The sequence below is a fragment of the Rickettsia felis URRWXCal2 genome (assembly GCA_000012145.1).
Taxonomy (GTDB): Bacteria; Pseudomonadota; Alphaproteobacteria; order Rickettsiales; family Rickettsiaceae; genus Rickettsia; species Rickettsia felis.
Genome location: CP000053.1, coordinates 529,981 through 549,488 on the forward strand (window position 1 = coordinate 529,981; position 19,508 = coordinate 549,488).

Sequence of the window (19,508 nt, forward strand, 5' to 3'; positions counted from 1 at the left end):
GAAACTAATGAGTTTTTTAAGGAAGAAAAGTTTTGAATCAGTAAAAGAGATAGGTAGCTCAAGCGGTCTTAGCAAGACGCTTGGAGCATTCGATTTAATATTACTGGGTCTTGGTGCAATGATTGGTACCGGCGTATTCGTTGTTACCGGTATAATTGCTGCTAAATATTCAGGACCTGCAGTAATGGTATCTTATGCAATTGCCGGTATTACCTGTATTTTCGTAGCACTTGTTTATACCGAACTTGCTGCAATGCTTCCAACTTCCGGAAGTATTTATACTTACTCTTATGTTGCATTTGGTGAAGTATTTGCTTGGATGATCGGTAGCGTTATAATATTAGAACTCGGTGTTGCTGCAGGAATAGTAGCTGCAGGCTGGTCGGGTTACGTACAAGGAATACTTGCGGCAGGTGGAATTCATTTGCCGATGGAATTAACTACGGTGTCGACAAATGGCGGTATAATAAATTTACCAGCTTTTTTAATTTCAGTATTTATTGGATTTATTTTATATTTAGGGACTAAAGATAGTAAGCGGTTAAATGCAATTTTAGTTTTCATAAAAATGGCTGCAATATTTGTATTTGTACTCGCTGCTGCTCCTCATTTCGATGCTACTAACTGGAGCAATTTTATGCCTTTCGGTTTTAGCAATGTTTTAGTAGGTGCATCTATTTTATTCCTAGCTTTTACAGGTTTTGGAACGATTGCAACTGCAGCTGAAGAATGTAAAAATCCAAAGCGTGATATAATGATTGGTATTATCGGCTCGCTTGTTTTAACTACTATAGTTTATGTAACAATGGCAGGGCTTGTGACCGGTATTGCACCTTTTGATCAGTTAAATAACGATCAACCACTTGCTTATGCTTTAACTATCAATAATAGCAAGATTGGCTCTGCTATTGTTGCAACTGGTGCGGTTTGTGGTATGATGACGGTGTTGATGATGAATATTTACGGTACTTCTCGTATTTTTTATGCTATTGCACGTGACGGTTTACTACCGAAAAGTTTTGCAAAATTGCACCCAAAATATGATAGCCCGTATATTACGATTATAATATTTGCTTCTTTAGCTGCTATCCTTGGAGGATTTTGCTCTACGGAATTATTAACTCAATTAACTTCAATGGGAGCATTAATTGATTATATAACCGTCACAATAATAGTGGTATTATTTAGGATAAGATTACCTGAAGCACAAAGACCTTTTAGATGTCCTTTAGTATTTATTATTGTACCGTTTATTTTAATTGCTTGTGCATACTTACTATTTATTCAAATATATGACGGTGAATTTAATCTATTAACTGCAGGTCGTGCATTAATATATTGGTTTATTACAATATTTGTTTTATATATTATAAGATCGTTCTTTATGAAAAAAGAGCAAAATTAGGTATACTCGTTTAATTTGAAAAATTGGCGTCGTCTACTTATTTTTCGTTTATTATAGGATACCCGAGTTGTCATGAACTAGGCGACTGAAGGCATTGTTACATGGATCGTTTTAGGTCATTCCCGCGAAAGCGGGAATCCAGTAATTAAAAAACAAATACTATAAGAAGCTTCAAATTGTCTTACTTTTTCTGGATTCCCGCTTTCGCGGGAATGACATAAGAGAGGTACAACAAAACCTCTAGGAAACACACTAGAGCCACACAACAAAACCACAAAATTAAGCAAATGACTGAAAAGCTGCAACCACTCCGAGGAATGAAAGATCTTTTGCCGGATGATTATAAAGTTCACGACTATATAATTAACAAAGCAAGGGATGTTGGGGTATTGTACGGCTATAAGCAAATGAGTATCCCAATACTTGAGTATACCAAAGTCTTTAACCGCTCTATGGGCGAAAGTTCTGACGTAATCAGTAAAGAAATCTACAGTTTTTTAGATAAAAGCAATGAATCCGTAGCTCTTAGACCTGAATTTACGGCAGGTATTATAAGAAGTTTCATCTCAAACGGCTTACAACATAAATTGCCCTTAAAGTTTTTCTCTACCGGTCCTGTTTTTCGTTATGATAGACCGCAAGCAGGGCGTCAACGTCAATTCCACCAACTAAATTACGAGTATATCGGTGCTAAAGGAGCTATTACCGATGCCGAAACTTTGAAGTTAGCCGTTGATATATTAAAAGCACTTGAAATAGAGCAGGATACTATCTTAGAGCTGAATTCTCTTGGATGTAGTGAATCAAGAAGCGTTTATCAGCAAAAACTGGTAGAATATCTAAATGATTTTAAAGATCAATTATCGGAAGAAAGCAAAATAAGGCTGACCAAAAACCCAATGCGGATTCTTGATTCTAAAAGCGAAATTGATCAAAAAATAATAGCTGCTGCTCCGATTTTATCTGAATATTATACTGATGAGTCCAAAGAATATTTTGAAGAGTTAATAAAGTATCTAGATATTTTAGGCGTGAAATATGTCATAAATCCTCGTTTAGTTCGAGGGCTTGATTACTATTGCCATACTGCTTTTGAATTCACTACGAAAAAGCTAGGGAGCCAATCTACTATTTTGGCCGGCGGACGTTATGACGGGCTTGCTAAAATTATGGGTAATAATGATGATGTACCGGCTATCGGTTTTGCTGCCGGTATCGAGAGAATTGCTTTAATGCGGGAATATAATATATCTGAAGTTAAGCCGGTATTTGTATTACCTATAGGCGAAAATAATATTTGCTATGCTTTAGAAATTGTAGATAAATTACGCTTACAAAATATTTCTACTATTATAGATCCCGTAGGTAAAATAGCTAAAAGAATACAACGCGTTCTTAATGAAAATGCTAAATTTATTATTTTCATAGGTGACGAAGAACAAGCAAATAATAGCCTCAAACTTAAAGATTTAGAAAAAAAAGAAGAATATATAGTAGATTTTGCAAAAGTTCTTGAGTTGTTGAAGAAATATTAAATATTTATAACTTTTCTAAAACCTTTTCAATTATTCCTAAATTTAACCACGACATCTAAAAATATGATTATTATAAACGATTTAGCCATGAGTTATGGTGCAAGAATACTATTTACCGATGTAAGTTTGCATATTAAAAATAATAAAAGATATGGTTTAGTAGGTGCTAACGGAGCAGGTAAAACAACTTTTTTCAAAGTTTTAACTAAGGAAGAAGAGCCGGCTTTCGGCGATATTATTAACATACCTAAAAACTCTAAAGTAGGTTGTTTAAAACAAGATCAATTTCTTTATGAAAATACTAAAATTATAGATACGGTAATAGCAGGGAATAAGGAGCTATGGAAAGCTTTACAGGAAAAAGAAGAGATATTAAATAGACAAGAATGTAGCGATGAAGATGGGTATAAGCTTGGTGAGCTTGAACAAATAATATACGACAATGATGGTTATACCGCTGAAATTTTTGCAGCTAGTTTACTTGTAGGTCTTGGAATAGCCGAAAAATATCATTACGAACCGCTTTCTGCGTTATCAAGAGGTTATAAGCTTCGTGTTTTACTTGCACAAAGTCTATTTAATAATCCGGATATTTTACTACTCGATGAACCTACAAATCACTTAGATATTATTTCAATATATTGGCTTGAGAATTATTTAAAAAATTCTTTTAAGGGAATATTAATTTTTATATCGCATGATTTAGCTTTTTTAAATAATGTTGCAACGGATATTTTGGACATAGATTATGGAGAAATAAAACTATATACAGATAATTATGATAATTTTGTTTAGGAAAAGCAGATAATAGCTGCTCAAAAGCTAAGTGAGCGAAATTTCTTAGAAAAGAAAATAGAAAATATGCAGGCTTGGGTTGATAAATTTAGAGCCGGAACAAGAGCAAGGCAAAGTACCTTTAGAGAAAAGCAGCTAGAGAAAATAGAATTACCGGATATACAGAAATCTTCAAGAATTAGTCCGTTATTTAGATTTAAACAACTAAGAAATTCAGGAAAATTAGTATTAAAAATCGATCAAATAACTAAAGATTTTGAGAATAAGCAAATATTAAATAAAGTGAGCTTTAGTGTATCACGAGGTGAGAAAATTATTATTATCGGTGCAAACGGTATTGGTAAATCTACTTTGTTAAAAATCTTAATGAATAAAATATCAGCAGATCAAGGTAGCCATGAGTGGGGATATGAATCACAAATATCTTATTTCGCTCAAGACCATCATGAGCTACTTAATGAAAATATTAGTATTATTGATTGGCTCAAAAAGCAATCCGAAAAGGAAACGGAAAATACTATTAGAAATACGCTCGGACAAGTATTATTCCGTAGTGATGAAGTAATTAAAAATATTTTAAGTTTAAGCGGCGGTGAGGGTGCAAGGTTATTACTTGCTAAAATGATGCTAGAAAAAAGCAATATTTTGGTTCTTGATGAACCGACAAACCATCTTGATATAGAGTCAAGAGAAGCCCTTAAAAAAGCTTTAATTGATTTTGAGGGTACGGTAATATTAGTAACGCACGATCGTGATTTTGCAAAATCAATAGCAACAAGAATTATTGCTCTTTCCCATAGGAAAAATATTGTTGATTTTAAAGGTAAATATGATGATTATATTGAGAAATACGGTAATGATTATTTAAGTTCTGCTATTAAATTATCCTAAGTTTTAGGCATTGTTCATTAAATATAGATATCGTCATGAGCTACAGCCATAGGCTGCGTGGACCGGTAAATACTCTTTATGTCATTCCCGCGAAAGCGGGAATCCAGAAAAAATAGTCTTAATATTGACAAAATAAACCTAAAAAAACAAGCTTTTTGTCGGTTTTACTGGATTCCTACTTTCGCAGGAATGACATCGATATACACGCAGGCAATGCCACGCAGGAATGACATAAATGTTACCCCACATTATAGAATTCCAAATGATGACCGCTAATAAACTTTTTTACTTCAGCATGGTTACCATACTCATCAAACTTTAATAATAATCCTTGTTCGTTAAAATATAATATATTTGTAAATAGTCGATCATCACAGTCCCACTTAGCTTTAAAAGCATTGTCCTTAATAAGCTTAACTCCGTTTACTCCGTGTTTGTGATATATTATTCCTTTTTTTAAAGCAGAAACAAAAGACATAATTTTACTTTTATCAAAGGCATTATAGATTTTTTTAGAAATTGTACCGTAACAATCAAATCCTCTATATTTACCGAGTAATATAGCCGTACCTTTATCTAATTCTTTATCAATTTTAATCTATCCTTCTTTAGGAATATTCCAAGAATTATTATTAAAATGAGTAATCTTTTGAATGGCTAAATAAAATTCATGTTTCTTTTTTAGTTGATAATATTGATGAATTTTTTTGCATCATATTGATCAACTAATTGTTCTAAATTTTCTATTTGCTTATTACCTTGGGAATAGCTTGCAATAATTTCTTCTTGTTTGTTTTGACTTAATTTACTTGCATATTCTCTTGTACTTTTTCTTGATTATTATTTAATAAGGCGGAAACTACTCCGATTTCTAAAGTGTTTTCATTGCAAGAATCATTTTGCAGAGCATTTTCAACATTTTGGAAAATCTTTTCAGATTTTTCAGAAGTTAATTTAGTCTTGCTATCTGCTATTAAAGTGGTACTAACTGCATTGAGAACTTCTACCTTTTCATTGGGATTTAGAGTATTATTTTGAGGTAACGTATAATTTGGGTCTATGTAACTCCGAAGTTTTATAATAGCCTTTCCATACAAATTTATTTGATGCTCAGGTATCTTATTTAAGAGCTCAGAAGCCGTTTTAAATTGTTTACTACATAGGGCAAGTGAGAATGCTAACAATGCGTTATTTGAAGAATTATCTTCCAATTTTTTAGTTAATGTTGCTTGCTGTTTTATTGTAATTTTTTGCTTATCTGGAATTTTATTGTAAAAAGCCATATATTCACAGGCATTATATAATGATAAATAGGAAGGAGATAAAATGTTTTTTTCAATTGAAACAAATTGTTTGCTTTTATAAGAAACTTCATATGGATTAGTTAACATTTCTAGGAAGTATTTTATACATCCTTCTTGCACTTTCGGTATTAGGTTTTTAGCTTTCTCAAATTCGCCTTGAATTCTATAATTAGACCATAAACTATATGCTATTTCTGTTTGGGTCGGTAGCTTTTCAAAAGCAAGTTTATAGTATTTAGTAGACATATTATAGTCTCCAGTTTTGTCATAAGCACAAGCTAATCTATAATAGTACTGTCCTAAAACTTCATCATCATCATTAGTATTTAATAGATTTTTTGCATCGCTTGTTTCTTTCTCCTCTCCATGAGTGAATTTTTTTGTAAGTTCTAATGAGGCGTTAACTCTTCAAGTAGAGCTTTTGCTCCTTCAAAATTATTAATCTTTATTAATAAATCATAGAATTTAACTGACAAATCCAAGCTGAATTTTATATATGGTACTAGTGCTTGGATAATTTTAAGCTGAGATTCCGGTTCAATAAGTTTTAGCACAGGAAGTATATATTCTGCACATTTGATATATTGTTCAGTTTCTTCTGCAAAGTTATTAAAATATAAATTTGTTTCTGTAATTATATATTTAAATATCTCTTTAGCAGTTTCATCGTGTCTATTTAATATACTGCATTGAAAAGCAGAACACATTACTTGAATTTTAGTTAGCGTATCAGGTGTTATAGGAATGATTTTATCCGGTATCCCGTCCATGTATTCACTGTCTAATTTATATTCAAAAAAGCCGGCATTTTTATTTATTTCATATTTTTTTAACAATTCATGATTTTTGTAGCTTTCATATGAATAATTATATATTAATCGCTGCATTAGTGAATGTTTGAGTTCTTTAGATTTCATGCTACTAACTATAGCTTTTTCGCTATCTAAATGTCCCAATATATAGTGCATTACTTCTATAGCGGCATCAACAGTAGGTATACATAAAAAGTTTTTATCTATTGTTTCTACATCAAGTCCAAGAGTAGTTTGTCTAAAATTTCTTATACTATTTTGTGATAATATATTGGTGGTGTTATTAACTTCAGCAATATTAAGCTTAAAAGCAATTGAAGGCTCTGTATTTTTCATGAATATAGTTTAGCATTAGTTGGGCTTAAGAACTATTAGATCTCTTGCATAACTTGTTTCTAAAGGTAATTTTTGCGTCAAGCCTAGACTCGCATCCTCACGTTACTTGCGTGTACGCTGCGGTGCTGCGTGCCGTGTTTCCGGAGAGATTCCTCTTTATTAACTACGTTATGCAAGAGATCTGCTATAATGTGATAGGAAAATTTTGAAATTTTACATAGAATTATTATTAAAAGATTATTCTAAAAATAATAACAAAGGAGTTTAAGAAGACAATAGATTTTTTAATTTAAAATATGGTGTTGTTTAGAAAGAGTAGATATCGTCATTGCGAGGAGCGAAGCGACGTGGCAATCTTGTCAAGCATTCCTGAGATTGCTTCGTCGAATTACTGCGTAATTCTTCTCGCAATGACGTAAACTTTTCAAATTATCAACTTGTTCTAGGCAATATTCTATTTTGTACAATATCTTTTATATTATTCAAATCCTAATCCAGCGAAATATTTATGAAAATATTCGGTATCATGACCTATAACTTTATCATTAGAATAAAGTGATTCAGATTCACTATATATAGTCGTGCCGTCATCCATATAGCGAATAGAATAAGATGGGAGGCCATAAGGTCTAAAAAAATGTCTTCACGTATAACTTTAGGAGCTTTATCGGATTTTTGTGTATTTTCGGATTTTAGCATATTGACCTCCTTAATAAATTATTATTTTATTATATAATTTTTATATATTATCGCAAGAATAATTAGAATAGCTATCTGAGCCTAGAAATTCAGATTTATAAATTGTAGTATTATATTCATAAGGATATTCTAAATATTTTTGCAATTTTACAGTATTTTCTTGAAACAATGAGTAATTACTTGCCGGTTCATGCTTTGATAAATTGAAATATTTCCTTGCTAACCATTTTTTATCTTGAACATTATTAAAAGCTATGATTTTTGAATATCCGCCTTGTTGTTCTTCTTGTAGAAAATAATCCTTATAATCTTTGGGAAGATTTAATATAAATCTAGAATATTGCTCTAACTGAAAATTAGTTAACCAAGTAAATATAGAATATAAATTTTCTCTATGGTCTGAAGAAAAAATAATAGCAACTTCTGATTGCTTTATATCCGCTCCTATTTCTCTTTCAACAATGTCATTAGATAATATCACTAATTCTTTATTATAATGTTTTTTATTTTTTTGAGCTTGGATGATTATGTCAAACATCTGAGTAGATAATTCTTTTGAGGTAAATAATTGTTTGTATTTATTAAGCCATGGGCCAAAGGCTATAGATTCAAGTTTTTTAAAATATTCGGTTAATTTCATTTGCAACTCAAGTTAAATTTAAGAGCGGCACTTTATATGAAAAATTGAGATAAGTCAAGAAATATTAAATTAATGGTTTATAATGTGTCTCGTCATTGCGAGCAGCCGTAGGCTGCGTAGCAATCTCATGAAATAATAACAAACTCCTGAGATTGCTTCGTCAAAACTTACAGTTTTTCCTCGCAATGACAAAATTTTTTCACATAACTTAATGACAAAAGTAAAATATGAATATATTATTCTATATACTCGTTTAATTTGAAAAATTGGCTACGTTATTTTTTGCTTTTAATCCTCACGTACTAAATAATGTACGCTGCGGTTAAAAGCTTCAAAATGCCTTGCTTTTTTCCAAATTAAACTTCGTCTATCATTTATCAAGGAAGTTATGAGTACGGATATTAATAATATTAGCGATAGCTTAGAAATTGTTACGCAAGATCATTTATCGATTTTTTCTTTAATAAGTTCATCCGACATTATCGGTAAATCGGTTATGTTGATGCTGCTTATTGCTTCCATTTGGTCGTGGGCTATTATTTTGGATAAAATATTTAAGCTAGCACAAGTGCAGCGAAGAATGAAAAATTTTGAAAATGTGTTTTGGTCCGGTGGAGTATTAGAGCAATTATATGAAAGCATAAAGAGGTCGGTTAATAATCCGCTAGCTTTGATATTTGTCTCGGCTATGGATGAGTGTAAGAGTTTAAATACTAAAGGGCTTTCTGATGCGTTAAAAAACAACCATAAAGAGCGTATAACGGGTGCAATGTACTTAGCTCAAAATAGGGAAGTCGAAAAGCTTGAGAAGAATTTAAGCTTCCTGGCAACCGTTGGGTCAAGTGCTCCTTTCGTAGGTTTATTCGGCACTGTTTGGGGAATTATGCACAGCTTCCAATCGATTGCTACTTCAAAAAATACTTCTCTTGCCGTAGTAGCTCCCGGAATTGCTGAGGCGTTACTTGCAACTGCAATAGGCTTGTTTGCAGCTATTCCGGCAGTAATTTTTTATAACTATCTTATTTCCCGTATTACTCTTATAAATAATAAGATTGAAGATTTTAGTAGCGAGTTAAATTCTATACTTTCTAAGGCAATTGATCAGGAGAAAATGTAATGGCTATAAAGCTTGCCGGAAGTAATAGAAAAAGTAAAAGAGCGGTAGTTAGTGAAATTAGTGTTACTCCGCTCGTTGATGTGATGCTTGTTCTATTAATTATTTTCATGATTACTTCTCCAATGCTTGTTTCAGGAGTAAATGTGGATTTACCTGAGACAAATTCAAGTCCGATTTCAGGGCAGGATGAACCGCTAGTCGTTACTATCAATAATAAAGGTGAAATTTTCCTGCTTGAAACTCCTATAGAGAGAACACATTTAACCGACAAGCTTGCAAATATCACTAAAGAAAAAAAGGATGCTAGAATTTTTGTAAGAGGCGATAGGAATGTCTCTTATGGGCAGGTGGTAGAGATAGTTGCCGAAATTCATGCTGCCGGCTTTTCTCGTATAGCTCTTATTTCAAATATTAAAAATAATGAAAAGTAACCAAAATAGGGATAATTTTACGATTTTCCTTAGCTTCTCTGTTGTTCTGCACTTACTTCTTTTATATTTTTTTCTATTCGGTATGCCGTCACTTTTTGAAAAATTACCGGAAGAGCAAACTATAACTTTTGAAATGCTACCTGTTAGCGATAAACCAAATATCATAACCCAAACAAAGCAAAAAGAAGCCCCTATAGAAAACGAAGACGCTAAAAAGTCTGAGCAAAGTAAGCCAAAAGAAGAAGAACCGCAAGACTCGCCTAAAGAAGAAAAAACAAAAGAGCTTGAGGCTAAAACAATAGAAGAAAAGCCAAAAATAGAAGAGAAAAAACCTATAGAAGAACCAAAGCCTGAAGAAGCAAAAGAAGCGTTACCTGAGAAGAAAGAAGAAGTAAAGGAAGAAAAGCCAAAAGAAGAAGAAAAAAAACAAACAGAAGAAAAGAAGAAGCCCGAAGAGAAAAAAGAGGAAGTTGTTGTTAAAAAACCGGAAGAGAAACAAAAAGAGGTAAAGAAAAAAGAGCCTAAAACCGATGAGCTTGATTCTTTACTGAAGAATTTAGAACAATCTTCGGAAGGGAATAATGTAAAATCCAATAAGCATCAAAGATCAAAAAAAGTTGATAATGCAAAAGAAGCTAAAGGTGTTTATACAGACGGGCTGCCTCTTTCCGATAGTGAAACATCTTTGATAAAAAGACAAATTGAGAGACATTGGAGTAATGTACCGGCAGGAGTTAGAGGTAATAATAAGGTAAAAGTCATTATTAGTATTACGCTAGATAAAGCAGGTAATGTTGAACAGGCAAAGGTTAAAGAAAGAATTTGTCCTAATATTCCGGCTAGTGTTTGTGAAGCTTTATCGGATAATGCAATTAGAGCGGTATGGCAAGCAAGCCCTATTGAAAATCTTGATCCTGCTCGTTTTAACCATTGGAAAGAGATTAATTTTAGCTTTGATCCAAGTAAATTGTAGGCTGGGTATTGCCTGTGTGGATACCAAATTGTCATTGTGAGGAGGTATTGTTGCGTGGATCAGTTTCACCTCTGTCATCCCGTGGCTTGACCACGGGATCCAGTTAAAAATACTAAAATTATTAGTATTTTTTATTGTTTTTATGGACCTAGTTAGCAAGCCACGGGGTGACACAGTAGGTTTTACCGGTCTACGTAACAATGCTTTCCCGCGTAGGCAGGAATGACATTAAGAACCATGCCAATAATTTAAAAATATTATTCATCATGTTCGGGGTGGTCACCGATTAATTCAAGCCCCATATCTTTTCGCTCATTATCAAAACAACAGTAGCAGCAATAACCTATCAAGAATAATAAAGTTGCTCCCATTAAAAGTAGAGTCAAAGCAGCATTACTAGAGCTTGCTAACTCATATTCTGAAGGTAATAAATCCGTAGGGATGTCTTTGTTCATAAAACTTAGTTATTATGTTTACTATTTATAAATAAAAAAACTCTATAACTTTGTCTATTAAAATTAGATTTATTTCACAAAGTTTTAAGAGCAGGATAAGTAAATAACAATAAATGGCATAAATTTAGACCAAAATGGACTATCATAGAGCATAATATTTTATTAGTCTTGTAATATGTATAACCATAGAAAAAACCGCATATAGTACTTAAGGCTATATATATTATTCCGCCTTGAAAATGTGCGACCCCAAATATTAAAGATGCTATAATAACAGCTAAAATTTGCCGGTTCGGTAAAAGATTTTGGAATGTTCTTTGTAAAAACCCTCGAAAGAATACTTCCTCAGCCATACATACTAAAAAGAAATTATTAATTGCCCATATCGGTAATATGCTTGGAATTTTAGGTTCAAATAAGACGTAACCGCTTATTAAAGATAGAACCATAATTATTGCTATACATAGTAATAAAGATAGTAATGTATATTTTATAGTGTCGCTACTTTCTTGTTTCTCTAAAATATATAAATCGCTTAGAGAGAAAATTATTAAAGCCGGCATTACCTTATCAAAATTTAGATACATAGAAAACGGTATGGATAATTCCGATAACTGTATTTTATCAATAGCAAGTAGATTAAAAAATCCCAGAACTTTATGAAAAGCAAAAGCAGTAAAACAAACTGAAATAGATATAAATAATAAGGTTTTTAGTACTTTATTTAGCTGTAAATTAAAATAGGTATAAGTAATAGCAGCAAAAATAGATAAAGCCCCAACTCCTATAATATTTATTACGCCTTGATATAAAGCGGCTAAAATCGTAACGCCTATGCCTAAATATGCAGGTCTTTTATCACGACAAAATAAAGATATTAAGATTGTTGTAATAAGAAAAATATAGGTGATAGTTAAAGATGACATATAAATCTTTGTAAAAAACTATTTTTAATATATAATTATTTTTTAGCATTAAAAATAGAAAAATTATTAAATATTGGATTTTAAAAAGAAAATATAAAAAATAATCATAAGAAAAACCAATAAAATAATATATATGTAATTGGGAGATTTTATGAAAGATATAGAATATTGGGAAAAAAATTTTGAAAGCTGTAAATATTCAAATAAATTAATCGAAAGGCTTTTATTTTTTAATACCCAAGTAAAACAACCTGTTGATATTAGAGAAGTTAAAAAAGGTATTTATTATGCTCGTAAATATCATGGTGAGCAAATGCGTCAATCGGGTGATCCTTATTATTCTCATCCAATCGCAGTAACAATTATGGTAGCGGAATTTGTAGCAAAAGAAGTGCCTAAACTCTTTACTTTTAGAATGCTACAAGCTGCATTACTTCATGACACTATTGAAGATACTGAACTTACTGAAGAAATGATTAGTAACATTTTTGATGAAGAAGTAGCAAGGCATGTAGAAGGTCTAACTAGAATTAAACCTTGTGGAAAAATAAGTAGCGAGAAAAGTCTTATTTTATTAATTAAACAAGAAAGATACGATACTGCTCTTATAAAACTTTTTGATAGGATACATAATTTACAAACTTTAGAAGCAAAATCGCCTGAAAAAGCTCATAAAATAATTAAAGAGACATTAAAAAGCTTTTTAGTGTTAAGTGAAATACTTGAAATACCTTCAGTTTCAGAGCTTATATATGCTGAATGTTATAAAAATAATTTAAAGTTTAATATAAATTCTACTTTTAATAAAATTATAAATTTCGATTCTTTTCCATTCTCTCAAAATAAGTTACTCCCATAAAGAAAGTTATACCTACCGGAATGAAAATTAAAAATAATCCCCAATATCCTAGATAATTGGTAATATAAACTAAACCAAATGACGTTATAATATACGTAAATAATTTTGCTATTGCACTTAGCATACTAGTATATGTAAATCTCTTAAAAACCGGAAAATATTTATAAAATATAGGAGCTGCCGGTACGTGATCAAATACGAATAATGCAGCTAAACATTGAAAAATAAAAATATATAAAGGAGTAGGGTTATAATTTAACACTATAGGAAAAAAAATGAGAGAGGTAAAAAATAGATATAATTTTACCTTTAAGATTTTTAAAGGATGGATTTTATAGCTAATAAATGCAAGACCGATAATACCGAGTAAATCTATTATAGATATCCAAAAATTTTGATTTATAATTTGATTCGGAGTAAAACCACATTCTCTTTTTAATATATCACCGCAATATATATACACGAAATAAAAACACGGAGGTCTAGCACATTGGATAAAGAAATACCAAATAGAAGTGGCGTTTGGAACTTGTTGATCTAGAATATCTTTGTCAATTTCTTCAAGCGTAATATTATTTTCTTGAAGTCTTAGTTTTAATTTATTTTTTTTATTTGAAAATGCATCTGCTTCTTTTAAACTAGTCCTCGCAATAGTACCTACAAAAGCAATAGTTGCACCAACAAAAAAGGCTATACGCCAACTTGATTCATGTTGATAAATATTTTGATTAGTAAAAATTGATGCAATACCTAGTGCTACCGTCGTGCCTATGGCAGAAAATACGGTTATAATTGCTACTAACGGATATTGTATAGGAGGAGATGAATTTTCGGTTAAATACAGCTCTGCACCTCGTGCTTCTGCAGTTGCCGACATACCTTGAATTATACGACATATAGTAAGAACCCAAGAGGCTGTTATACCTATCTGTGCATATGTTGACATACTGCCTATAATCACACAAGTAATAGCCATTAATAGAGTAGTTAAAACAACTACAATCTTACGTCCAAAATGATCTCCTATATATCCGAATATTAATGCTCCTATAGGTCTTAACAAGTAGGTAGAGCAGAAAGAAAAGGCAGTAAGCAGCGAAAAAGTGAAAGGATCATATTCCGGAAAAAATAAATTATTTAAAAGCACCCCCATATGCACATAAAGCATAAGGTCAAAATACTCTAGAAATGTACCTATAGAAAGTAATCCGACAGCTTGTTTTTGTTCTTTATTTAAACTTCTTTGTTCTTTTTCGTAGCCTAACATAACCTTTGTATATAATTAATTACGAAATAGGCTATACTTTTTTGGTTAAAAGTCAATAAAGGATTAAGAATTTTTAATAAATATTATTACTAAATATTTAGGTTCCGTAAAGTTATCTAACCTAAAATTTTCAAATTATCTATTTTTCTCTGAAAGCTTTAAATGCAGTATCAGTAACGGGATCAAGTAAATATCTAAGTAGTGTTCTAGTACCGGTTACAATTTGTACCTCAGCTTGCATACCGGGATGTAATTCAAGATTTTTAACTTTAGCAACTTTGTTAAATTCATCCATATCAATTTCAACTCTTGCAACATAATAATTATCTTGCTGTTGTCCCGGATGTTGTCTTTCATCTTGTACGATATCGGGTGATATGCTTACTACTTTACCGGTAAATGTTGGAGTCGTTCTTGATTTAAATGCACTGAAACGTATTTTTGCAACTAGTCCCTCATGTACTGAGTCAATGTTTTTTTGAGATACCTTTGCTTCTATTATTAATGGATCATTAATTGGCGAAATTTCCATAATAGGTTGTCCATGACTTATAACACCGCCTATTGTATGATATTTTAAATTATTAACTATGCCGTCAACAGGTGATCTTATTATCACACGATTAAGTGAATCCGTCAGGGAATTATATTTTTCTTTAAGAGATGCTGTTTGTACTTGAGCTTCACGAAGTTCTGTTAAAGTCCTTTCAGTATATTTATTTTGCTGATTTATAATTTTAATTTGAGTTTCGGTAATAGCATGGCGTATCCCTGCTATTTCGGCTTCAGTTGTTGCAACATCGCTTTTTGAAGCGGCAACTTTTGCCTCTTGGTCTAATAAGGCTGCTTTTTGTACAAAGCCTTTTTCTTTTAACGTTCTTAAAGCTTTTAAACGGTCTTGATAGACTTCAGCAGTTTTTGAAGCTGCAACTTTTTTTGCTTCTAAACCTTCAATTTTTTTCTCAAGTTGAGCAATATTTTGATGTAATGCATCTTTCTCTGAGTTATATACTTCTTTTCTAGATCTAAATAAATTTTCCTGGGTATGAATTATTTTAGCTACTTCCGGTAAATTTATATCCTGCATTAAAAAATCAGAGAATTCGATTTGTTCTAAATTATCACGTTCGGCAATTAAACGATTTTCAGTTGCTAAAAAATTACGGTACTGACCAAGAATATTTTCATGTTCGCTTTTTATTCTAGTTTCTTCAAGCTCTATTAACTTATCGCCTTCTTTGACTTTGTCACCTTGCTTAACGTAAATAGCATTGATTATTCCACCTTCATTATGTTGAATCGTTTTTTTATTTGTGCTTGGCATTACGATACCGACAGCTACAGCACCGCTATCAAGAGGGGCAAGAGCTGCCCATAATCCGCCTATTAATACTAAAAAGATAATAACATAAATACCGAAAAGTATAGGCGATCTTGCAGCTTGCGCTACGTTATTACGATCTTTATCTGTTTTTTTGGTAGTAAAATTAACAAACCTGTCAAGCTTTACTAATAAGAACTCTATAACGTGAGAGGTTTTCTTTAATGTAGTATTTATTAAAGCTTTACGCTTAGAACTTTGACCTTTAAGGTTTAATGAATCTTCGCGTAAGGACAATAATTGTTTCAATTGTTCCGGAGTAATTTGAGGTTTATTGTGTTTTAAGTCCTGCATAATATTTAATCATTATTATTGGTGTTTTTCGCTATTAGCGAGAAGAAACTGCAAGTTTCGACGAAGCAATCCAGTAAAAAAAAATCTGTAAATCAGAATTTTTTTTAATTATTTTTTTCTGGATTGCTGCGTCGCTTTGCTCCTCGCAATGACGATTTGGAAGCCACGCGGGCAATGCCAATCAGTGATGATATGACATTATTAATTATTAATATGAATTGTGCCGCTTTTTAAAGTTTTAAAGTGTTTTTGAATCTCTTCTTCCGTTCCGTAAACTGCAACGGCTCCATCCTGTAATATTAGAATTTTATCAACAACGGATAATACGGAAGGTCTATGGGAAATTACAACGACTGCTATCCCTTTAAGTTTTGCTTGTTTTAAGGCACTTGCAAGGGCAACTTCACCTGCCTCATCTAAATTAGCATTAGGCTCATCTAAAATGATAAGTTTTGGATTGCCGTAAAAAGCTCTAGCAAGCCCGATACGTTGTCTTTGACCACCTGATAGATTAGAGCCTGCAGGACCGATATCAGAATCATAACCGTCAGGGAATCTTAATATCATTTCATGAGCTCCGGCTATTTTAGCTGCTTCAATAACTTTTTGTGGATCGGCATCTTCTTCCATTCTAGCTATATTTTGTTTAATACTACCGCTAAAAAGTTCTATTCCTTGAGGAAGATAGCCAACATGTCTACCGAAATCTTCTCTATTCCAACGATAAATTTCAGCACTATCTAAACGTACGGAACCTGATGATTCTTTCCATACCCCGACTATGATTTTAGCTAAAGTTGATTTTCCTGTAGCCGAAGGACCGATAATTGCTAAAACTTCGCCCGGCTGTACTGCAAAACTAACGCCTTTTAAGATATATTTCTGTACGGGAGGTTGTGGTAAATGTTTCGGTATAGGATGAGCATAATAAATATTTTCAACAGTAAGATGACCATCAACGTTCGGAATTGGCATCGCTTCATCTCTAGAAGAATAAGTGTTAAATAAATTATTAATGTTTTTGTATGATTTAATAGCACCGCTCATACTTTTCCATAAATCAATAGCATTATCGAAAGGAGCAAGAGCTCTACCGACTATGATAGAACTCATAATCATATTACCGGGAGTCATATCTGCACTGTGAGATTTTACAACAATGTAAGCACCGACTCCGGTAACAGCCATTTGCATTATGTTACGGATAAACCTTGAAAAGTTAGAAATAACACCGTTACGATAGCTAGCAACTGATTGTTTATCAAGTGCTAATATGTTAAATTTATGCCAATTTTTTGTAACATTTTTCATCATTCCCATTGCCTCAATTGCTTCTGCATTTCTGTTCGCAATATCGGCTTGTGTCATACCTTTTATCGAAAATTCGGTAGCTTCACCAAGCGTTTTATTAGTAGCGGCAGCGTTAAAGAAAGCGGTTGAAACTATGATAACTGCACCAAAAACGGTAATAAGACCGATATATGGATGAATTGAGAAAATAACGGCAATATAGATAAGGCTCCAAGGGGCATCAAATAAAGTATTAATTCCGGTACTTGTTAGGAATGTTTTGACAGCTTGAAAATCACGTAATAATTGGCTAGAACCCATATTTGCTCGTGTTGCGGCTGCAGAAATTGAAGAAGCAAAAATTACGGGAGCTACTGTTCTATCAAGCCATTCTCCTACCTTTATAAGTGTAAAAGAACGAGCAATTTGTAATAATCCGTAAACAAAATAGATATATGCGATTATTATTGATAAAAATAATAATGTTTGTAGATTACCGCTTCCAAGTACTCTATCAAGAACTTGTAGTGAGTAAAGAGGAGTAATTAACATTAGTAAGTTGATTACAAAAGCAAACCAAAAGACTATCCAAAAAGCTGTTCTACATTCGCCTAATGCTATTACTAGCGGGTTTTTTTTATTTAGATTATTATTGTTATTATACATATTAGTTATATTATAAATAATTATTAATTAGTTCTTCAGCAATTTGGACGCTGTTTAAGGCTGCTCCTTTACGTAAATTATCACATGTGATCCATAGATTTATCGCATTAGGTTTACTTACGTCATTTCTAATGCGGGAGACATATACGGCATCTTCGCCTACCACTTCAACGGGCGAGATATAAGCAAGGTCATTATTATTAGAAATTGTAACAATTCCATCTGCGTCTTGTAATATTTCTTCAGCGATGTTAGCGTCCATTTTGTCGTTAAATTCTATGTTAACCGATATAGAATGACCGATAAATACCGGTACTCGCACGGAAGTAACACTAGCTTTAAAGTGATTGCCCATAATTTTGTTTAGTTCAAAAGCAATTTTTGCTTCTTCACTTGTATAGCCGTCTTTATTTAAATCACCTATATGAGGAAAAAGATTAAATGTAATCTGTTTTGGAAATTTCTTAGGATCATTCTCTCCAAAAACATATTTAGATTTTGTTTGGTCGTAGAGTTCGTCCATTCCTGCTTTACCTGCTCCTGATACTGATTGATAAGTAGATATCACTACTCTTTTAATCTTTATTTCATTATCTAGCGGTTTTAATGCTACTGCAAGCGGAATTACTATACAGTTAGGGTTAGCTATGATATTTTTAGTATTAAACTCTGTAAGTGTTGATAAATTAACCTCAGGTACAATTAACGGTACTTGATTGTCAACTCTAAAAAGTGAGGATTTGTCGATAACTACACAACTACTAGCAGTAGCTTTAGGTACAAATTCTTTTGAAACTTCTGAACCGGCACAAAAAAAAGCAATATCGATATCATCAAAATTTAAATTAGTTAAACTACTGATTTTCAGTATTTTTTCTCCATAACTTATTTCTCGTCCGATAGAGTTATCTGAAGCTATAGCATAAATTTTATTAACGGGAAAATTACGTTCAGCTAGAATATTTAGAGTTTCACGCCCTACATTTCCTGTAGCTCCGATTACTGCAATATTGTATTTTTTAGTCATTTATTTATTAATCCGATGAGTTTTTCGCCTCCGATAATATGGAAGTGAAAATGAAAAATAGTTTGTCCCGATTTTTCGCCTTTATTAGTTATTAAACGATAGCCGTCTTTATCTAAACCCGCTTCGTTTGCTATATCAGAAATTTTAGCAAAAAAATGTTTTATTTCGTCTATTTGAGCTTTAGAGATAAAATCCGCATAATCTATATATTCGTTTTTAGGTATAACGATAATATGTACAGGTGCTACGGGTGCTATATCTTTAAATGCTAAAATTTGTTCGTCTTCATAAATTATTTTTGCCGGAAGATTTTTATCTATAATTTTTGCAAAAACATTTTCTTTGTTATACATCATTTTATTCCTGTTAAAGGCTTTATTGAAGCGAAAATCGTCATTGCGAGGA

Annotated in this window: 19 protein-coding genes and 2 pseudogenes; 8 read left to right on the forward strand and 13 right to left on the reverse strand. The window is 32.1% G+C overall.

Going from position 1 to position 19,508, the window contains the following annotated elements; translation table 11 throughout:
• Nucleotides 1-7: 7 nt before the first annotated feature.
• The 4 genes from RF_RS02660 (at nt 8) to RF_RS11345 (ending at nt 4,626) form a co-directional block, all read left to right on the forward strand.
• Nucleotides 8-1,405, forward strand: a complete 1,398-nt coding sequence (locus tag RF_RS02660) for an amino acid permease (RefSeq protein WP_011270829.1) — start codon at nt 8-10, stop codon at nt 1,403-1,405.
• Between the two features lie 287 nt (nt 1,406-1,692).
• The gene (gene hisS, locus RF_RS02665) at nt 1,693-2,940 is read left to right on the forward strand and encodes a histidine--tRNA ligase (protein ID WP_011270830.1); all 1,248 of its coding nucleotides are present in this window, start codon (nt 1,693-1,695) and stop codon (nt 2,938-2,940) included.
• 63 nt (nt 2,941-3,003) lie between these two features.
• A complete protein-coding gene (locus RF_RS11340; protein ID WP_011270831.1) occupies nt 3,004-3,735 on the forward strand; it encodes an ATP-binding cassette domain-containing protein in 732 nt (243 codons plus the stop codon).
• Between the two features lie 12 nt (nt 3,736-3,747).
• Nucleotides 3,748-4,626, forward strand: a complete 879-nt coding sequence (locus tag RF_RS11345) for an ATP-binding cassette domain-containing protein (protein ID WP_268747327.1) — start codon at nt 3,748-3,750, stop codon at nt 4,624-4,626.
• A gap of 238 nt (nt 4,627-4,864) precedes the next feature.
• Here the strand turns inward: RF_RS11345 and RF_RS10510 are convergent, their stop codons facing one another.
• From RF_RS10510 to RF_RS11355, 6 genes and pseudogenes are all read right to left on the reverse strand, one after another.
• Nucleotides 4,865-5,104 (reverse strand): hypothetical protein, encoded by a 240-nt coding sequence (locus tag RF_RS10510; RefSeq protein ID WP_231564249.1) that lies wholly within the window; start codon nt 5,102-5,104, stop codon nt 4,865-4,867.
• Between the two features lie 322 nt (nt 5,105-5,426).
• Nucleotides 5,427-6,176, reverse strand: a complete 750-nt coding sequence (locus tag RF_RS11350) for a hypothetical protein (RefSeq protein WP_011270833.1) — start codon at nt 6,174-6,176, stop codon at nt 5,427-5,429.
• A 143-nt stretch (nt 6,177-6,319) separates the two neighbouring features.
• Nucleotides 6,320-7,078 (reverse strand): hypothetical protein, encoded by a 759-nt coding sequence (locus tag RF_RS02690; protein WP_011270834.1) that lies wholly within the window; start codon nt 7,076-7,078, stop codon nt 6,320-6,322.
• Between the two features lie 30 nt (nt 7,079-7,108).
• A pseudogene (locus RF_RS11930) lies at nt 7,109-7,260 on the reverse strand (palindromic element RPE1 domain-containing protein); the annotation flags it as partial.
• Between the two features lie 296 nt (nt 7,261-7,556).
• A pseudogene (locus RF_RS02695) lies at nt 7,557-7,777 on the reverse strand (hypothetical protein).
• A 40-nt stretch (nt 7,778-7,817) separates the two neighbouring features.
• On the reverse strand, nt 7,818-8,417 hold the full coding sequence (locus RF_RS11355; RefSeq protein WP_039594918.1) for a hypothetical protein: 600 nt from the start codon (nt 8,415-8,417) through the stop codon (nt 7,818-7,820).
• A 388-nt stretch (nt 8,418-8,805) separates the two neighbouring features.
• Between RF_RS11355 and tolQ the strand changes: the two genes are divergently transcribed.
• Genes tolQ through RF_RS02715 form a run of 3 tightly spaced genes read left to right on the forward strand, consistent with a single transcriptional unit; the run spans nt 8,806 to nt 10,938 of the window.
• A complete protein-coding gene (gene tolQ, locus RF_RS02705) occupies nt 8,806-9,534 on the forward strand; it encodes a protein TolQ (RefSeq protein WP_011270836.1) in 729 nt (242 codons plus the stop codon).
• Nucleotides 9,534-9,965 carry a protein TolR gene (gene tolR / locus RF_RS02710; protein WP_011270837.1) on the forward strand — a complete coding sequence of 144 codons (432 nt, stop codon included), beginning with the start codon at nt 9,534-9,536 and terminating at the stop codon, nt 9,963-9,965. Before tolQ ends, tolR begins: the two co-directional genes overlap by 1 nt.
• Nucleotides 9,955-10,938: an energy transducer TonB gene (locus RF_RS02715; protein WP_011270838.1), complete on the forward strand. Its 984-nt coding sequence runs from the start codon at nt 9,955-9,957 to the stop codon at nt 10,936-10,938. The genes tolR and RF_RS02715 overlap by 11 nt, the downstream gene beginning before the upstream one ends.
• 257 nt (nt 10,939-11,195) lie before the next feature.
• Here the strand turns inward: RF_RS02715 and RF_RS02720 are convergent, their stop codons facing one another.
• Together RF_RS02720 and RF_RS02725 are read right to left on the reverse strand one after the other, a co-directional pair.
• Nucleotides 11,196-11,393 carry a hypothetical protein gene (locus tag RF_RS02720; RefSeq protein ID WP_039594919.1) on the reverse strand — a complete coding sequence of 66 codons (198 nt, stop codon included), beginning with the start codon at nt 11,391-11,393 and terminating at the stop codon, nt 11,196-11,198.
• A gap of 74 nt (nt 11,394-11,467) precedes the next feature.
• Nucleotides 11,468-12,319, reverse strand: coding sequence for a CPBP family intramembrane glutamic endopeptidase (locus tag RF_RS02725; protein WP_011270839.1), 852 nt, complete (start codon nt 12,317-12,319; stop codon nt 11,468-11,470).
• A gap of 151 nt (nt 12,320-12,470) precedes the next feature.
• Here RF_RS02725 and RF_RS02730 point away from each other — a divergent pair, with 151 nt between their 5' ends.
• Nucleotides 12,471-13,178 (forward strand): HD domain-containing protein, encoded by a 708-nt coding sequence (locus tag RF_RS02730; protein WP_039594920.1) that lies wholly within the window; start codon nt 12,471-12,473, stop codon nt 13,176-13,178.
• On the opposite strand, the gene RF_RS02735 is transcribed toward RF_RS02730, so the two are convergent.
• The 5 genes from RF_RS02735 to RF_RS02755 form a co-directional block, all read right to left on the reverse strand.
• A complete protein-coding gene (locus RF_RS02735) occupies nt 13,129-14,445 on the reverse strand; it encodes an MFS transporter (protein WP_011270841.1) in 1,317 nt (438 codons plus the stop codon). The genes RF_RS02730 and RF_RS02735 overlap by 50 nt on opposite strands.
• 139 nt (nt 14,446-14,584) lie before the next feature.
• Nucleotides 14,585-16,120: an HlyD family type I secretion periplasmic adaptor subunit gene (locus tag RF_RS02740; RefSeq protein ID WP_011270842.1), complete on the reverse strand. Its 1,536-nt coding sequence runs from the start codon at nt 16,118-16,120 to the stop codon at nt 14,585-14,587.
• Nucleotides 16,121-16,321: 201 nt separating this feature from the next.
• The gene (locus RF_RS02745) at nt 16,322-18,076 is read right to left on the reverse strand and encodes a type I secretion system permease/ATPase (protein ID WP_011270843.1); all 1,755 of its coding nucleotides are present in this window, start codon (nt 18,074-18,076) and stop codon (nt 16,322-16,324) included.
• A 10-nt stretch (nt 18,077-18,086) separates the two neighbouring features.
• Nucleotides 18,087-19,103: an aspartate-semialdehyde dehydrogenase gene (asd, locus tag RF_RS02750; protein WP_011270844.1), complete on the reverse strand. Its 1,017-nt coding sequence runs from the start codon at nt 19,101-19,103 to the stop codon at nt 18,087-18,089.
• Nucleotides 19,100-19,456 carry an HIT domain-containing protein gene (locus RF_RS02755; protein WP_039594921.1) on the reverse strand — a complete coding sequence of 119 codons (357 nt, stop codon included), beginning with the start codon at nt 19,454-19,456 and terminating at the stop codon, nt 19,100-19,102. The genes asd and RF_RS02755 overlap by 4 nt, the downstream gene beginning before the upstream one ends.
• Nucleotides 19,457-19,508 lie beyond the last annotated feature (52 nt).

Excerpts from the sequence above, each read along its gene's own strand:
- RF_RS02660 (WP_011270829.1), top strand. The coding sequence starts at position 8 with ATGAGTTTTTTAAGGAAGAAAAGTTTTGAATCAGTAAAAGAGATAGGT.
- hisS (WP_011270830.1), top strand. The coding sequence starts at position 1,693 with ATGACTGAAAAGCTGCAACCACTCCGAGGAATGAAAGATCTTTTGCCG.
- RF_RS11340 (WP_011270831.1), top strand. The coding sequence starts at position 3,004 with ATGATTATTATAAACGATTTAGCCATGAGTTATGGTGCAAGAATACTA.
- RF_RS10510 (WP_231564249.1), bottom strand. The coding sequence starts at position 5,104 with ATGTCTTTTGTTTCTGCTTTAAAAAAAGGAATAATATATCACAAACAC.
- RF_RS11350 (WP_011270833.1), bottom strand. The coding sequence starts at position 6,176 with ATGTCTACTAAATACTATAAACTTGCTTTTGAAAAGCTACCGACCCAA.
- RF_RS02690 (WP_011270834.1), bottom strand. The coding sequence starts at position 7,078 with ATGAAAAATACAGAGCCTTCAATTGCTTTTAAGCTTAATATTGCTGAA.
- RF_RS11355 (WP_039594918.1), bottom strand. The coding sequence starts at position 8,417 with ATGAAATTAACCGAATATTTTAAAAAACTTGAATCTATAGCCTTTGGC.
- tolQ (WP_011270836.1), top strand. The coding sequence starts at position 8,806 with ATGAGTACGGATATTAATAATATTAGCGATAGCTTAGAAATTGTTACG.
- tolR (WP_011270837.1), top strand. The coding sequence starts at position 9,534 with ATGGCTATAAAGCTTGCCGGAAGTAATAGAAAAAGTAAAAGAGCGGTA.
- RF_RS02715 (WP_011270838.1), top strand. The coding sequence starts at position 9,955 with ATGAAAAGTAACCAAAATAGGGATAATTTTACGATTTTCCTTAGCTTC.
- RF_RS02720 (WP_039594919.1), bottom strand. The coding sequence starts at position 11,393 with ATGAACAAAGACATCCCTACGGATTTATTACCTTCAGAATATGAGTTA.
- RF_RS02725 (WP_011270839.1), bottom strand. The coding sequence starts at position 12,319 with ATGTCATCTTTAACTATCACCTATATTTTTCTTATTACAACAATCTTA.
- RF_RS02730 (WP_039594920.1), top strand. The coding sequence starts at position 12,471 with ATGAAAGATATAGAATATTGGGAAAAAAATTTTGAAAGCTGTAAATAT.
- RF_RS02735 (WP_011270841.1), bottom strand. The coding sequence starts at position 14,445 with ATGTTAGGCTACGAAAAAGAACAAAGAAGTTTAAATAAAGAACAAAAA.
- RF_RS02740 (WP_011270842.1), bottom strand. The coding sequence starts at position 16,120 with ATGCAGGACTTAAAACACAATAAACCTCAAATTACTCCGGAACAATTG.
- RF_RS02745 (WP_011270843.1), bottom strand. The coding sequence starts at position 18,076 with ATGTATAATAACAATAATAATCTAAATAAAAAAAACCCGCTAGTAATA.
- asd (WP_011270844.1), bottom strand. The coding sequence starts at position 19,103 with ATGACTAAAAAATACAATATTGCAGTAATCGGAGCTACAGGAAATGTA.
- RF_RS02755 (WP_039594921.1), bottom strand. The coding sequence starts at position 19,456 with ATGTATAACAAAGAAAATGTTTTTGCAAAAATTATAGATAAAAATCTT.